General features: G+C 62.0%; 14 protein-coding genes. 8 read left to right on the top strand and 6 right to left on the bottom strand.

Annotated features, from left to right (window positions below):
* Positions 1 to 76 precede the first annotated feature (76 nt).
* A complete protein-coding gene (locus tag JQ567_RS23655; protein ID WP_212441029.1) occupies positions 77 to 850 on the top strand; it encodes an anti-sigma factor in 774 nt (257 codons plus the stop codon).
* Between the two features lie 359 nt (positions 851 to 1,209).
* Here JQ567_RS23655 and JQ567_RS23650 read toward each other — a convergent pair whose 3' ends face one another.
* Both JQ567_RS23650 and JQ567_RS23645 read right to left on the bottom strand, forming a co-directional pair.
* Entirely contained in the window at positions 1,210 to 2,160 is a 951-nt protein-coding gene (locus tag JQ567_RS23650) for a DnaJ C-terminal domain-containing protein (protein ID WP_212441028.1), read from the bottom strand.
* Between the two features lie 150 nt (positions 2,161 to 2,310).
* Positions 2,311 to 2,715, bottom strand: coding sequence for an RT0821/Lpp0805 family surface protein (locus JQ567_RS23645; RefSeq protein WP_212441027.1), 405 nt, complete (start codon positions 2,713 to 2,715; stop codon positions 2,311 to 2,313).
* A gap of 122 nt (positions 2,716 to 2,837) precedes the next feature.
* Between JQ567_RS23645 and pdxH the strand changes: the two genes are divergently transcribed.
* Positions 2,838 to 3,479 carry a pyridoxamine 5'-phosphate oxidase gene (pdxH, locus tag JQ567_RS23640; RefSeq protein WP_212441026.1) on the top strand — a complete coding sequence of 214 codons (642 nt, stop codon included), beginning with the start codon at positions 2,838 to 2,840 and terminating at the stop codon, positions 3,477 to 3,479.
* Between the two features lie 19 nt (positions 3,480 to 3,498).
* A complete protein-coding gene (locus tag JQ567_RS23635) occupies positions 3,499 to 4,251 on the top strand; it encodes an SDR family NAD(P)-dependent oxidoreductase (protein WP_212441025.1) in 753 nt (250 codons plus the stop codon).
* A gap of 234 nt (positions 4,252 to 4,485) precedes the next feature.
* Here JQ567_RS23635 and JQ567_RS23630 read toward each other — a convergent pair whose 3' ends face one another.
* Complete coding sequence (locus tag JQ567_RS23630; protein ID WP_212441024.1) at positions 4,486 to 4,716, bottom strand: hypothetical protein; 231 nt, start codon at positions 4,714 to 4,716, stop codon at positions 4,486 to 4,488.
* A gap of 248 nt (positions 4,717 to 4,964) precedes the next feature.
* Entirely contained in the window at positions 4,965 to 5,942 is a 978-nt protein-coding gene (locus JQ567_RS23625) for a magnesium transporter CorA family protein (RefSeq protein WP_212441023.1), read from the bottom strand.
* Between the two features lie 392 nt (positions 5,943 to 6,334).
* Here JQ567_RS23625 and JQ567_RS23620 point away from each other — a divergent pair, with 392 nt between their 5' ends.
* Complete coding sequence (locus JQ567_RS23620; RefSeq protein WP_212441022.1) at positions 6,335 to 7,018, top strand: L,D-transpeptidase; 684 nt, start codon at positions 6,335 to 6,337, stop codon at positions 7,016 to 7,018.
* A gap of 436 nt (positions 7,019 to 7,454) precedes the next feature.
* Here JQ567_RS23620 and JQ567_RS23615 read toward each other — a convergent pair whose 3' ends face one another.
* Positions 7,455 to 8,618 carry an extensin family protein gene (locus JQ567_RS23615; protein WP_212441021.1) on the bottom strand — a complete coding sequence of 388 codons (1,164 nt, stop codon included), beginning with the start codon at positions 8,616 to 8,618 and terminating at the stop codon, positions 7,455 to 7,457.
* An 82-nt stretch (positions 8,619 to 8,700) separates the two neighbouring features.
* Between JQ567_RS23615 and JQ567_RS23610 the strand changes: the two genes are divergently transcribed.
* From JQ567_RS23610 to JQ567_RS23600, 3 genes are all read left to right on the top strand, one after another.
* Complete coding sequence (locus tag JQ567_RS23610) at positions 8,701 to 10,329, top strand: fatty-acid--CoA ligase (RefSeq protein ID WP_212441020.1); 1,629 nt, start codon at positions 8,701 to 8,703, stop codon at positions 10,327 to 10,329.
* A gap of 367 nt (positions 10,330 to 10,696) precedes the next feature.
* A complete protein-coding gene (locus tag JQ567_RS23605; protein ID WP_312017456.1) occupies positions 10,697 to 11,557 on the top strand; it encodes a LysR family transcriptional regulator in 861 nt (286 codons plus the stop codon).
* Between the two features lie 136 nt (positions 11,558 to 11,693).
* Positions 11,694 to 12,539, top strand: coding sequence for a DUF1499 domain-containing protein (locus JQ567_RS23600; protein WP_212441019.1), 846 nt, complete (start codon positions 11,694 to 11,696; stop codon positions 12,537 to 12,539).
* Between the two features lie 135 nt (positions 12,540 to 12,674).
* Here the strand turns inward: JQ567_RS23600 and JQ567_RS23595 are convergent, their stop codons facing one another.
* A complete protein-coding gene (locus JQ567_RS23595; protein WP_212441018.1) occupies positions 12,675 to 12,887 on the bottom strand; it encodes a hypothetical protein in 213 nt (70 codons plus the stop codon).
* Positions 12,888 to 13,241: 354 nt separating this feature from the next.
* Here JQ567_RS23595 and JQ567_RS23590 point away from each other — a divergent pair, with 354 nt between their 5' ends.
* Entirely contained in the window at positions 13,242 to 14,126 is an 885-nt protein-coding gene (locus JQ567_RS23590) for a L,D-transpeptidase (protein ID WP_212441017.1), read from the top strand.
* The last annotated feature ends 82 nt before the right edge of the window (positions 14,127 to 14,208 follow it).

Raw genomic sequence — 14,208 nt, 5'->3', positions numbered from 1 at the left:
TGATGCAAACAAGACTCGTGATGGCAGGCGATATGCATAGGCAGATTCCGATCCGGAATAGACAGAGACGACGACGATGACCAACCCCCATATTCCCGTCACCGAAGACGAGCTGCATGCTTACGTCGACAACGAGCTGCCGGCGGAGCGCCGCGGCGATGTCGAAGCATGGCTCGCGGCGCACCCCGACGATGCGGCGCGCGTGCGGTCGTGGCGCACGATGGCGGAAGCGCTGCATGTCCGCTACGACGGCATCGTCGACGAGGCGGTGCCGAGGCGGCTCGAGATCGAGCGGCTGGTGCGCCAGCCGCGCAAATGGTTCTACGGCGCGATTGCCGCAACGCTGGCGGCATTCATTGTCGGCGGCGGCGTCGGCTGGATGGCGCGCGGGGCTGCAGCGGCACCCTCGGCGCTGCAGAGTTTCACGACGGATGCGCTCGATGCGCACCGGCTCTATGTGGTCGAAGTGCGCCATCCCGTCGAAGTACCCGGCAGCGAACGCGCGCATCTGCAGGCATGGCTGACCAAGCGCTGCGGCTGGCTGGTGCGCGCGCCGGAATTGACCGCGGCGGGATTGAAGCTGGTCGGCGGGCGGCTGTTGCCCGGCGCCACCGGGCCTGCCTCGTTCATGATGTATGAGAGCGCATCGGGCGAGCGCTTCACGATCTACACGGCAAAGTCGGAAGCCGAGGCGACGCAGATGCGATTTTCGTCGGAGGGCAAGGAGAGCGCCCTGTTCTGGGCCGATCGCGGCGTGGCCTATGTGGTGGTGAGCAGCGTCGGCGACCGTGGCCGACTGACGCAGATAGCCCAGTCCGTGTACGACCAGATGGAAAAGACCGGGGGTTGAACGCTCGCACCGCCCGGGTTGAACAAGTCTCTTGTTTGATGCGCTTTCCTGGCGCGAGCCGGTGTCCGTCCCGCATCAAGCGCGGGGCACGTCTCGCTCGAAAACGCTTTACGTCAAGCCACTTGTCCCAATTCTGACATCGAAAATCTGGAATCAAGACATCGGCGCGTCTCATTATCGCACTGGGTGATCACGCGAAAATGAGCAGCGTTCGATCCGCCGATCGGCGCAAGCGGCCTCGATCGGGGTTTGGTACCGCGCTGGTCCCCCTTTCGAGGCCGCCCTTTTTAAGGGAAGCGCCTGAATTGTATCGGGAAATGGCCTGCCGCACTCCGCTGTTTTATTAGACGTGTTTTTGGTCAGCCGAAATCGCTGCGCGGATTGTAAGGGTGGCCGTCGCGCCACTTTTGCATCAATGCTTCAAGCTCGGCATCGTTCCCGTCGGGAAGAATAATCCTTGTCGTGACGAACAGGTCGCCGGTCCCGCCTGCCTTCGGCAGCCCCTTGCCCTTGAGACGGAAGGTGCGACCGCTGGAGGTGTTCTTCGGGATCGGAAATTCGACCGCGCCGCCGAGGGTCGGCACCCGAATCTTGGCCCCGAGCACCGCCTCATAGAGCGTGATCGGCAGATCGAGCCGCAAGTCGCTGCCGTCGATCTTGAAGAAGGGATGCGGCGCAACGCTGACGGTGATCAGAAGGTCGCCCGGCGGATGACCCTGCGCGGTCTCGCCCTGGCCCTTCAGCCGGATCTGCTGACCGGCGGCGACGCCTGCCGGTATCCTGACATTGAGCTCCTTGCCGGTCGGCAAGCGGACGCGCTTCTCGGCACCCTTGACCGACTCCTCCAGCGACACCGTCATGGCGACGCTGAGATCGAGATCGAGGCCGATGCCGCCGGTATCGAATTCAAATGCGCTGCCGCTGCCGGGACGTTGCCCGCGGGCCGCGCCGCCGAACATGCTGTTGAGGATGTCCTCGAAGCCGCCGCCGGGACCGCCGCCGGTACGGAAAGTGTGGCTTTCAAAGCCGCCGCCCGGACCGCCGGCACGGCCGCGCGGGCCGCCGCCGGGAAAGCCCTGAAAGCGCGGCTTGCCCTCGGCGTCGATCTCACCGCGATCGAACTGCTTGCGCTTGTCCTCGTCGCCGATGATCTCGTTGGCCGAGTTGATCTCGGAAAAACGCGCCGCGGATTTCGGATCGTTGGTGTTGTTGTCGGGGTGATGCTTCTTGGCGAGCTTGCGGTAAGCACTCTTGATCGCCGCAGCGCTGGCGCCCCGCGGCACCCCCAAGACCTCATAGGGGTCGCGCATCCGTCACGTCTCCTTCACGGGAAATCGGTTCTAACTCTTGGGCTATTCGCCCGCTTTGCCTTCATCTGGGGAGCCAGTTGCATTTTTGCAACTGCCGATGCCCCTGAAAACTGACCCTCAAAACGGGCCCTCATGATTCTTGGGGGTAGCTTAGCTCCGTTTCCAGGGCCTGAGGGTACGAATTTCCCATCGACCCTGTTCACCCCTGCAGGCGGCGCCCTGCAGCCAGCTTTCCGCACGATCCTTGACGTAGCTGGCCAGGAAATCCCGGCAGGTACGGCCATCGTCCGAGGCATAGGCCTGGGACAGCGGCGTCACCGAACCCCGCGCGCCGGTTTCGGGGTTCTCCCAGGGCTGGCTGGAATCCTTGCCGCCCTTGGTCAATACATCGGAGGCGGCTGTGCGGGCAAAGGCGAGATCGCTCTCGGTCGGTACCGGAGGGGCGGCCTGGGGCGTCACCGACCCCGTGACGTCTTTTTCTTCCAGCTTGGCGAGAGCGTCGGAGCGAGACAGGCTGCAACCGCCCGCGCCGAGGCCGATCAAAATCATGGTCATCACCGCGCCCGCCGGCCGGATCGCGGATAGGCCAACGCGTCCCCATATCCTATATAGGGCGAACCTATACTGGGGCTGTAGCGCGCTCTCTAACGCGAACGGACGCAACTGGAACTCCTGGCATGACCGACACAACCTCCATCAAACACCCGACACCGTTAACATCGGGTGATTTTACCGCCGCCGAGGAACCATTTGCGTTGTTCGGTGCGTGGTTCGCCGAAGCCGTGAAGGCAGAACCGAACGATCCCAACGCGATGGCGCTCGCAACCGTCGATGCCGACGGACTTCCCGATGTCCGCATGGTGCTGATGAAAGGCTATGATGCAGATGGTTTCGTGTTCTACAGCCACATCGCCAGCCAGAAGGGTCGCGAACTCGCCGCAAATCCTAAGGCGGCTTTACTATTTCACTGGAAATCGCTGCGCCGTCAGGTGCGTATCCGCGGCAACGTGTCGCCCGTGACACCGGAAGAAGCCGACGCCTATTTCGCCACCCGCCCGAAACAGGCGCAGATCGGCGCCTGGGCCAGCAAGCAGTCGCAGCCGCTGGAAAGCCGCTTTGCCTTCGAACAAGCGATCGCGCTGGTTGCCGCCAAGCACATCATCGGCGAGGTGCCGCGTCCGCCAGGCTGGAGCGGCTGGCGCATTGAACCGGTCCGTTTCGAATTCTGGCACGACCGTCCGTTCCGCCTCCACGACCGCATCGAATTCCGCCGCGACGCGCCGGTTCAACCATGGACCAAAGTGCGGCTCTACCCCTGACGCCGAAAGCCTGAAAGACATGTCGACTTCCACCAACACGCCGCGACGCACGCTGCTCCTGACCGGGGCCAGCCGCGGCATCGGCCATGCCACGGTGATCCGCTTTTCATCGGCGGGCTGGCGCGTCATCACCTGCTCGCGGCATCCCTTCCCCGACAACTGTCCGTGGGACGCCGGGCCTGAGGATCACATCCAGGTCGATCTTGCCGACCATGCCGATACCACACGGGCGATTTCGGAAATCCGCGAACGCCTCGAAGGCGGCGCGCTGCACGCGCTGGTCAACAATGCCGCGATTTCGCCGAAGACCGCTGAAGGCACGCGGATGGGCACCATGGATACCGACATCGAGACCTGGAGCCATGTTTTCCGGGTGAATTTCTTCGCGCCCATCATGATGGCGCGCGGGCTGATCGAGGAATTGAAGGCCACCAAGGGCTCGGTGGTGAACGTCACCTCGATTGCGGGCTCGCGCGTGCATCCGTTCGCGGGCGTGGCCTATGCGACGTCGAAGGCGGCACTTGCTTCACTCACACGTGAAATGGCGTCCGATTTCGGCCGTGTCGGCGTCCGCGTCAATTCGATCGCACCGGGCGAGATCGACACCTCGATCCTGTCGCCGGGCACCGAGAAGATCGTCGACCAGCAGATCCCGATGCATCGGCTCGGTACACCGGACGAGGTGGCCAAGATCATCTACGTGCTGTGTACCGAAACCAGTTCGTATGTGAACGGCGCCGAGATCCACATCAACGGCGGCCAGCACGTCTAGAGCCTTTTCCGTTCCGATTGAATCGGAACGGGGCTCTAGATTTTTGATTTGACGCGTTTTCTTGACGCGAACCGGTGTCCACTTCGCTGGAAAACGCTCTGGCGCATGATCGGTTCTGATTGAATCAGAACCGAAGCTCTGGATTTTCTTTTTGACGCGTTTTCCTTGCGCGAACCGGTTTGCACCCCCGGATCAAGTCCGAGGGCATGCTTCACGCGAAAACGCTGGCGCGCTTCACTCCGCGTAAAACTTGCTCCGCGTTTTCCGTGGCGCGGTTCGCAGGTCCTGCGCCTCGATGTTGAAGGCGCTGGAGCATTCGTCTTCGTTCTCGCCATCGGCAAGCGCAGCACCGCAATGCCGGCAGAGCCGCGCCGCGATCGCCTGCGCCTTGCCAACGATGCGGCCCTGTTGGTAGCGCGCAAAATCGATGACGTTGCGGGGTGACGTTATGAATTTTTCAACCATTGCTGTCCTCGCGGCTTGTGACAGCGTTATCGCAGAAAGCTGTCGCGCAAAGGTTCATCGCGACGCTCAAATTTTACTCGTACAAATGGGGCAGCTTCCTGTTTTTTTTGCAGGCGCATGAATACCCCCGAGATCATGCGCGCGCCTTAACATCTCGGTTACTACGGCCACCTCGGTGACGACAGTCACCTCGGTGACAACAGTCACCTTGGTGACGACAGTCACCGTGGCGAACAGTCAGGTTGTGACTACAGCCACTTCTTCCATCTGAAAAGAAAGTAAGGCAGCACGGCTGCCATGAGCATCATCACCAGCGCCATCGGATAGCCGTGCGCCCATTCGAGCTCCGGCATCGCCTTGAAATTCATGCCGTAGATCGAGGCGATCAGCGTCGGCGGCATCAAGACCACGGCCATCACCGAGAACAGCTTGATGATGTTGTTCTGCTCGAGATTGACGACGCCCAGCATGGCGTCGAGCACGAAGGTGATCTTGTTGGAGAGGTAGGACGCGTGGTCGGTCAGCGAGGACACGTCGCGCTGCATGGTCTTGAGCTGCTCGCGCATGTCCTTGGACCATTTGACGCCTTCCATGACCGCCGAGAGGAAAGTGACGACACGGCCGACCGAGACCAGGCTCTCGCGGACCTTCGAGGTCAAATCCCCCTTGCGCCCGATCGCGATCAGGATCTGCGAATATCGCTTGGCCTGGCCGTGACGCTCGCTTTCGGGTTCGAAGATGTCATGGGAAACCTGATCGACGTCGGCGCCGACCTTTTCCAGAATGTCGGCGCAACGGTCGATCACCGCGTCGACCAGTTCCATCAGCACCATTTCGCCTGTTATGCCCGGCATGCACGACCGCCCCAGCTTGTTCTCCACCAGTGCAAACGGCTTCGGCATGTCGTAGCGCACGGTTACCAACCGGTGACCGGCCATGATGAAGGTGACGGCCGTCGTCCGCGGCATGTCGGTATCGGAATGGCACATCAACGTCGCGGTCATGTAGCGCGCGCCATTCTCGATATAGAGCCGGCTGGAAATCTCGATCTCCTGCATGTCCTCCCGGGTCGGCACCGCGATCCCGGTCAGCCGCTCCACGGCCCGGTCTTCCTCGGTCGTCGGTTTCACCATGTCGATCCAGACCGCGCTTTCCGGCAAAGTCGCCGGCTCTGGCACCTCGACTTTCTTCAGAGTGGATTCAGAGGGGACGTACACTGACAACATGGGGAACTCCGGAACAGGGCGGTCGTCTTTTGGTCCTGACGTGTCGTCGCGCGAACCCGGGATCCGCTCCCGCGCGACACCGCCACCCAGCGGACTAAACGCGATTCTGGCAAGCGCTTGATGACTGGCGTATTAACCCGCCATCCACATTTATGGCGGCGGGGTGGCGGTAGCGTGGCCACGATTCGGCAAGGACGCCGGCGTTGCCTATAAATCAACCGGAAATCGAAAAACTTGCGGCAAAAAAGCCACAGCCAGGCTCCCGCAGCGCCGAACAAGCGTCTAAGCACTGGAATAATTACCGGTTTTTGCCAATAATGGGATTAATGGAATCGTGGCGTTTGCGGCGCAAATTGGCGCGTAACCGCGGTATCGTCGATTGGAAGTGCGCAATGACGTCGCTGAAGGCAAAGTTGGGAATTCTGGCTGCAGGCCTGATGTTGTCGGGCTGCATGCAGACCACGAGCTATCAGGCTGCGCCCGAGGCCACGCTCAAGCCGAATGACAAGGTCCAGCTCGCAAAGGCGCGTTACGCCAAGGTTGCCGTGGCCGAACCGTTCCGCCGCGCCATCGTCGACTATCACCGCCGCGAACTACCCGGCACGATCGTGGTCGATTCCGACAACCACTATCTTTACCTGGTGCAGGACGGCGGCAAGGCGATCCGTTACGGCATCACCGTCGGCGAAGAAGCCTTGGCGTTCTCCGGCATTGCCAAGGTTGGCAACATGGCGGAATGGCCGAAATGGACGCCAACCGCGGATATCCATAAGCGCATTGAAGGCCTGCCCGCCTCGGTGCCCGGCGGCGTCGACAATCCGCTCGGCGCCCGCGCCCTCTATCTTTACCAGGGCGGCCGCGACACCCTGTTCCGGATTCACGGCACCAACCAGCCGGAATATATCGGCGCATCGATTTCCTCGGGCTGCATTCGCATGACCAATGAGGACGTCATCGACCTCTACAGCAAGGTCAAGCAAGGTACGATCGTGGTGGTGCTGGACCCGAAGCAGGGTGACTCGCCGTACAATTCGAAGATGGCGCTCCAGGGCGGCGGCAGCTCGATAACGCAATAGCGGATTGCATCCCATCGCAACGCGATCAAAACGCCGGCCTTGCCGGCGTTTTTTATTTGTCGGTCGGTGTCGCGGAGAACGCGCGGCTACGGGGCGCTGAAACCCCGGGCGTGGCCAAAATGTCGGCCAAAATCCACGGGGTCCGCGGCCATGCGGCCAGAAAGACACAGCCGTCTCCCGCGGCAAGCCCAGATGGCACGTAAACGCTGGAATTACGGCCGATTGCAACAGCAATGCGGTCAATGAATCGTCACGTTTAGGGCACGACTGGCGCGCTAGAATCCTATCGTTCTGATGGAATCAGAACCGAAGCTCCAGACTCTTGTTTTGACGCGTTTTCTTCACGCGAACCGGTATCCACCCCCGGATCAAGTCCGAGGGCATGCTTCGCTCAAAAACGCTCTAACTGACGACAAATGACGCCGCGCAAGGACAATCAGGAGCGCCGGTTTTGCCGGCGTTTTTTTGTTGCGGGCTTTGGCTTGGGCGCCACTTCCACTGCATCGGATTTCTCATCCGCCGGGGCGGCGCTGGATTTCCCCGCAGCGGGTTTGGCAGCGTCCGATTTGGCCGCTTCGGGTTTGGCGGCAACCTCGCGCGGCGGCGCCTCTTCCGGCCGCTCGGCCGGCATCAGCGGCGCTTTCTGCGGCAGCGGGTCCCACACGTCCCATTGGCAGATCCGATAGTTGTTCCGCCGTTCCATCAGGTCGAGATGGATGTGGTCCTCGTGGTACCAGTCCGACCCCGGACCCAGCACCGTCGAGAACCGCGCGCACGCCGAATGCAGCACGGCTTCGCGCACCTCGCGCGGCACGGTGCGATCGGTGAGCGAGATTGAGCGGCCATTGGCCAGCTTGAGGGCGCGGACGTCGAGCGCATTGGCGCGGCCATGTTCGGAGAGTCTTGCGCCGACGATGCGGTTGCGGCCGCGGCATTCAAACGAGTCGAAATTGTCGAGATCACTGATCGTGCTGCCGAGGCGCCCCGCCAGCGGCGCGATGTCGGTCCGGATCCAGTCCGCCAATGCAGAGGCCATCGCGCAGCGCAGGATCGCCGCCGGCTTCACCGAGACCTGACGCTTGTCCGGCAGCACGATCGCCTCGAGCCGCACCAGGTCCTCGCCCCCGCAGCCACCGGCGCCACGGATGTCGGGAATGCTGGGAGCAATGGCGATGGCCTCCGTCAGTGCCAGCCGGCAGGCCGAGGGCGGAGGTGGCTGGGGTGCGGCCTGTTCGGTGGGCTTGCCTTCTTTTGTGGTCTCCTTGGCCGTTTCCTTGGCAGCTTCCTTGGCAGCTTCCTTGGAGGACTCGTCAGCCGTGGGCTTGGCGGGCTCAGCGGTTGGTGCATCGGCCGGGCGCGGTCGCGGCAGCGGTACCGCCGCACGGTGGACCTTTCCACGCTGCCTCGGCGGATGGATCCCGAACAGATCGCCCCAAGGCGACTGCCACCCCGGCTGCCGGGACGTTTTCGCGGCCAGCGCCTGGTCGGAGAGCAGACCGAGCACAAGCAAGCCCGCCGCAACGGTAACCATTGCCGCCGCCGTGCGACCAAAGGCGCCAAAAGCCCATTTTCGGCTTGCTTTCTCCGCGCTACAGTTCATGTCAATTCCATGATCGAACGCCAAAACACCAGCACTTTGGCGGATCATGCTTGAGGAAATAACCTTTGGGAGGGACGTGCGTATGCTCGGATTGATGCAAGACTGGCCTTTGCTTTGCCACCGGATTATCGAACACGCGGCGCAGTATCACGGTACGCAAGAGGTCGTCACGCGGTCGGTCGAAGGGCCCATTCATCGCACCAATTACGCCGAAATTCGCGATCGTGCGCTGAAAGTATCGCAACGCCTCGACCGCGACGGCATCAAGCTCGGTGACCGCGTCGCCACCATCGCATGGAACACCTGGCGCCACCTTGAAGCCTGGTACGGCATCATGGGCATCGGCGCGATCTGCCATACCGTCAACCCGCGGCTGTTCCCCGACCAGATCGCCTGGATCATCAACCATGCGCAAGACCGCGTGGTGATGACCGATCTCACCTTCATTCCGATCCTGGAAAAGATCGCCGACAGCCTGCCCAGCGTCGAACGCTATATCGTGTTCACCGACAAGGCCCACATGCCGCAGACCACGCTGAAGAACGCGGTCGCCTATGAGGACTGGATCGCGGAAGCCGACGGCAAGTTCGAGTGGAAGACCTTCGACGAGAATACCGCAGCCGCGATGTGCTACACCTCGGGTACCACGGGCGATCCAAAAGGCGTGTTGTATTCGCACCGCTCCAACGTGCTGCACGGGTTGATGGCCAACAATGTCGACGCGCTCGGCACCAGCGCCGCTGAGACAATGCTGCCGGTGGTGCCGTTGTTCCACGCCAACAGCTGGGGCATCGCGTTCTCCGCGCCCTCGATGGGCACCAAGCTCGTGATGCCGGGCGCCAAGCTCGACGGTGCTTCGGTCTATGAGCTTCTCGACACCGAGAAGGTCACGCACACCGCCGGCGTGCCGACGGTGTGGCTGATGCTGCTCAACCACATGGCCGCCGGAAACCTGAAGCTGCCCCACCTGAAGAGCGTGGTGTGCGGCGGCTCGGCGATGCCGCGCTCGATGATCAAGGCGTTCGTCGACATGGGCGTTCGCGTGCGCCACGCCTGGGGCATGACCGAGATGAGCCCGATCGGCACCGTGGCGGCGCTGAAGCCGCCGTTTGCCGAACTCGCCGGCGAGGAGCGGCTCGATATCCTGCAGACGCAAGGTTATCCGCCGTTCGGTGTGCAGATGAAGATCACCGACGATGCCGGCAAGGAATTGCCGTGGGACGGCAAGACCTTTGGCCGGCTCAAGGTCGCCGGGCCCGCCGTCGCGAAGGGCTACTTCAAGGTCGACAGCGAGATTCTCGACGAGCACGGCTATTTCGACACCGGCGACGTCGCGACCATCGACCAGCACGGCTACATGCGCATCACCGACCGCTCCAAGGACGTCATCAAGTCGGGCGGCGAATGGATTTCGTCGATCGATCTGGAAAACCTCGCGGTCGGCCATCCGGCGGTCGCCGAAGCCGCCGTGATCGGCATCCATCATCCCAAATGGGACGAGCGTCCGCTGCTGATCGTGCAGCTCAAGGCCGGCCAGAAGGCGACGCGCGAAGACATCCTCAAATACATGGATGGCAAGATTGCGAAATGGTGGATGCCCGACGACGTCGCCTTCGTCGAGGGCATTCCGCACACCGCGACCGGCAAGATCCTGAAAACCGCGCTGCGCGACCAGTTCAAGAGCTACAGTTTTCCGAACGCGGCGGCCTAGCCTCGGAGGGGCGCATTCGACCGAATGCGCCCCGGCCGGCCCACAACACGCCAGATCGCTGACGACATCGCACGCACGTTGCGCGCTGCATCCTGCACGGCGGAAACGATGGCCTCTTGCCGCTCACGGCGCGCGATTCTGGCGTAGGCGGCGATATCTGGGCTGCCGTCCGGGTGACGTAGCGCGCCGTCAATACCCCGCCGCGTGGGGCCGTCCGGCTTCTCTTCCCAAGACATATCGGTGCTCCCTTCATTGCGAAGGGAATTGGTATTACGTTTCCGATGTGATATAATCTCATAAGAATTACATTCACTCGTGAACTAAATTCATGAATATCAACGCAGCCTCGGCCGAGATGAATGGGTTCGTGCGGGTGGTCGAGCGCGGCAGCTTTGCCGCCGCGGCCGACGACCTCGGCGTGACCCCCTCTGCTTTGTCCAAGCTGGTCACGCGCATCGAAGACCGGCTGGGTGTGCGCCTCCTGACCAGGACCACGCGCAGGCTCGCCCTGACCGCCGAGGGCGATCTGTTTCTGGCCCGGAGCCGGGACATTCTCGCGTCGATCGAAGCGGCCGAAGCCGAGGTAACGGCGGCAAGCCGGCTGCCACGCGGCCATTTGCGGATCAGCGTCGGAACGGCCCTGGCCAAACAGATACTCGGCCCGGCACTTCCGGTTTTCCTTAGCCATTATCCAGACATCAGCGTCGAGCTTCATGTTTCGGACCACCAGGTCGACCTGGTTGCCGAGCAGGTCGACGTCGCCATCCGCTCCGGCGCACTCGGCGACTCAACCCTCGTGGCGCGCAAGATCGGCGACGCCACACGGGTTATCTGCGCCAGTCCGCTCTATTTGAAGCAACACGGATCACCGCGCGTGCCGGCCGATCTGCTGCAGCATAATTGCCTGACGCTGCCCGGACCGGCGTGGTCGCATTGGCCCTTCCACACCCCTGAAGGCATCAATCGCATCGCCGTTTCGGGCACGTTTGTCAGCGACAACGCCGACCTGCTGCGCGATATGGCGGTAACCGGGCTCGGCATTGCGCGATTAGCGGATTTCATGGTCGCGCGGGCGATACAGCAAGGCACCCTCGTTCCGCTGCTCGGAGACAGTCACATCCCCGAGACGTTTCCGATCCACGCACTGACGGTCCCGGGCCGGCACCGCGCCCCGCGCATCAAGGCCTTTATCGACTTTGTGGCCGCGCAGTTCGGGCGGCCGGCATGATGCGCCCGGCACCACCATTTGGACTGATTCCGGCGCAAGCTGCTTTCCACAATGCCGAAAAATGCGCTAGTTCAGGGCGCCGGGTCTCCAGTATTGCGACCGGAACGGCAGCTGAATCCATGATGGAAGTTTGAGGATGGCCCGCAGGTTTTCCGCTCCCTACCAGACGGAGCCCGTGTCCAGCCTCGCCACATGGGCGCGCAACCTCGCACTGTTCTCACTGATTGCGGTGGTGGTCTCGATCATGATCGTCCGCTTCGGCTTCCTCGAAATGAAGCCGGCGCTGGCGACCTTCTTCGGCGCGCTGGCCTTGGCCGGCCTTTCCATCCTGGTCGGCCTGGCTGCGTTTGCCGCGATCTGGCAGAACGGTTCGCGCGGCATGGGCCGCATCCTGCTGGCGCTGTTGCTTGACGCCGCCATCCTCGCTTACCCCGCCTATCTGGCCCTGCAATACCGCAAGCTGCCGCGGATCTACGACATCACCACCGATTCGATCGATCCGCCACGGTTCCAGGCGCTGGCGCCGCTGCGCGCCGGCGAAGGCACCAATCCGGCCGTCTATGCCGGGCTCTATTCAGCCGAGCAGCAGGCGATCGCCTACCCTGATATCGAGACCGTGGAGCTCGAAGTCCCGCCGCAGCGCGCCTATGAGATCACGCTCGCGCTCGTCAACAAGCGCAAATGGCGCGTGGTCGACGAACGCCCGCCGCAGGCGCGCCGCGAAGGACGCATCGAGGCGATCGCGCAAACGATGATCATGGGATTTCGCGAAGACGTCTCGATCCGAATCAAGGCCGACGGCGAGGATTCCCGCGTCGATATCCGCTCGGCCTCGCGCTATTTCGACAGCGACCTCGGCAGCAACGCCTCACGCATCACCAAGCTGATCGCGGACATCAACACCGTGGCCGACACCAAGCCGGCCGCCAAGAAACCGGCGGCGCCCGCGAAGGCACCGGCCAAGACGGTGAAGAAGCAGTAGCGCGCTGGCCGTAGCTACTCGCCCCCGCGCTTGCGCGGGGTACAGAACGGCATTTGCGAGACTGCCCCCTAAATCGGACATCACGCGGACAGGACCAAACCGACGCGACTGATCCATAGCAGACGCTAAACAGGTTCAGCGTTTCATGCCATCTAGATCGGGATGATCTTTATAGATATTCTCAAGAAGCATGGCGTCTACTCGAGCTATGAGATCGCCCATCGAGGTCCTCAATCTCAGAAACTCATCTGTTGGAGAGGCCTGTTTGGCGAGCGTGAGCGCCAAGGACAACTCCTCTATGACGCGCTCTGCGTGCTGCTTGAATTTTGCGGCTGATTTCGCGTCCATAAAGCTTCCATATTTTCTCGCGGGATCACGCAATTGAGGCTCAATCCTCCATTGCGAACTTGGCGGTTCTTGGGTCCTTCTCCTTTTGGCACCTTTGAGAGATGCCGCCCGTCCTGAGAATGTCCGTTCACCTCGGCAGACCGGACGTCATCGACACACGATCAGAACGACGCGAATGACCCAAAGCCGCCGTTAACGAAAGAGCGGAGCGTGTCCGCTCTGCCCAATTTTTATGTTGCAGAACAAGAGTTCGGCGTTAACCACCGCTAGCGGTTCCAGTCTGAGCGAAATCGCTTCGAAGTTTCTTAAATTTTGCTGTGTACCCCTTCCAGGCACGGTGACCTGGGGAACGATATGAGTAAGCGGGCTAAACGTGGAAAGGCAGAGACGCTCGCACTACCAATGGTCGGGAGAGTTGCAATTGGCGCCGTGGCGGTCGCCGCATTGGGGTACAGTTTGCTGTCTCGCCCGACGAGCGTGCAACCGATACGGAAACCGTCCGCGCACCAGGCCCTGGCCTCGTCAACTCCGGTCTACGTGTCAACTCCGGTTCATGCATCAGCGTCAGCTCCGGCTCCGGCTCCGATTGCAGCTCCGGCTCCGATTTCGGCCCCGGCGCCTCAATTCGAAACACCAAAAGCCGCTGATGCTCCCGGAGCATTTGTTCGGCAGGTGGTTGACTACGCCAGCCACCAGATGCCGGGCACCGTGATCATCGATATCAAGAACACATTCCTATATTTCGTTCTGAACGACACGCAAGCAATGCGCTACGGCATCGGCGTTGGCCGCGAAGGCTTCACATGGTCCGGTGAACAGACGGTGGCCCGCAAGACAGAATGGCCGGATTGGCGTCCGCCTGCAGAGATGCTTGTGCGTCAGCCTTACCTGCCGCGGTTTATGGCAGGCGGTCCCGGCAACCCGCTCGGCGCTCGGGCGATGTATCTGGGCGAGACCGAATATAGAATTCACGGCACCAACAAGCCCGACACGATCGGGAAACAGGTTTCGTCCGGCTGTATCCGGCTGACCAATGAGGACGTCGTGGACCTTTATGAGCGGGTGAAAGTGGGAGCGAAAGTGATCGTGCTTCCGGTAACCGCTGCCCGTCGACCATCCCAGGGAGCGCCGCCCGGCGCCGCTTTCCGATTGCCGAACCCGGCATTGCCGTCGAACCGGCCCCCGGCAACTAACGCGCAGATGCCGTCATCTGGACCGAAGATCGCCGAGGTCCAGTAACTCAGCCCTCCGTCCTCGGTCTGCAACATTCGGGTCGCCGCTGTTAAGCCAGCGCCTGACCCATGGCGGACGTTGGACAAGA

Source organism: Bradyrhizobium sp. AUGA SZCCT0431 (assembly GCF_018131065.1).
Taxonomy (GTDB): Bacteria; Pseudomonadota; Alphaproteobacteria; order Rhizobiales; family Xanthobacteraceae; genus Bradyrhizobium.
Note: the sequence above shows the minus strand (reverse complement) of the source record. Positions and strands in the feature narration are given on the sequence as shown.

Coding starts and splice junctions, on each gene's coding strand:
- JQ567_RS23590 (WP_212441017.1), top strand. CDS start 13,242: ATGAGTAAGCGGGCTAAACGTGGAAAGGCAGAGACGCTCGCACTACCA.
- JQ567_RS23595 (WP_212441018.1), bottom strand. CDS start 12,887: ATGGACGCGAAATCAGCCGCAAAATTCAAGCAGCACGCAGAGCGCGTC.
- JQ567_RS23630 (WP_212441024.1), bottom strand. CDS start 4,716: ATGGTTGAAAAATTCATAACGTCACCCCGCAACGTCATCGATTTTGCG.
- JQ567_RS23635 (WP_212441025.1), top strand. CDS start 3,499: ATGTCGACTTCCACCAACACGCCGCGACGCACGCTGCTCCTGACCGGG.
- JQ567_RS23615 (WP_212441021.1), bottom strand. CDS start 8,618: ATGAACTGTAGCGCGGAGAAAGCAAGCCGAAAATGGGCTTTTGGCGCC.
- JQ567_RS23620 (WP_212441022.1), top strand. CDS start 6,335: ATGACGTCGCTGAAGGCAAAGTTGGGAATTCTGGCTGCAGGCCTGATG.
- pdxH (WP_212441026.1), top strand. CDS start 2,838: ATGACCGACACAACCTCCATCAAACACCCGACACCGTTAACATCGGGT.
- JQ567_RS23600 (WP_212441019.1), top strand. CDS start 11,694: ATGGCCCGCAGGTTTTCCGCTCCCTACCAGACGGAGCCCGTGTCCAGC.
- JQ567_RS23625 (WP_212441023.1), bottom strand. CDS start 5,942: ATGTTGTCAGTGTACGTCCCCTCTGAATCCACTCTGAAGAAAGTCGAG.
- JQ567_RS23650 (WP_212441028.1), bottom strand. CDS start 2,160: ATGCGCGACCCCTATGAGGTCTTGGGGGTGCCGCGGGGCGCCAGCGCT.
- JQ567_RS23655 (WP_212441029.1), top strand. CDS start 77: ATGACCAACCCCCATATTCCCGTCACCGAAGACGAGCTGCATGCTTAC.
- JQ567_RS23645 (WP_212441027.1), bottom strand. CDS start 2,715: ATGACCATGATTTTGATCGGCCTCGGCGCGGGCGGTTGCAGCCTGTCT.
- JQ567_RS23610 (WP_212441020.1), top strand. CDS start 8,701: ATGCTCGGATTGATGCAAGACTGGCCTTTGCTTTGCCACCGGATTATC.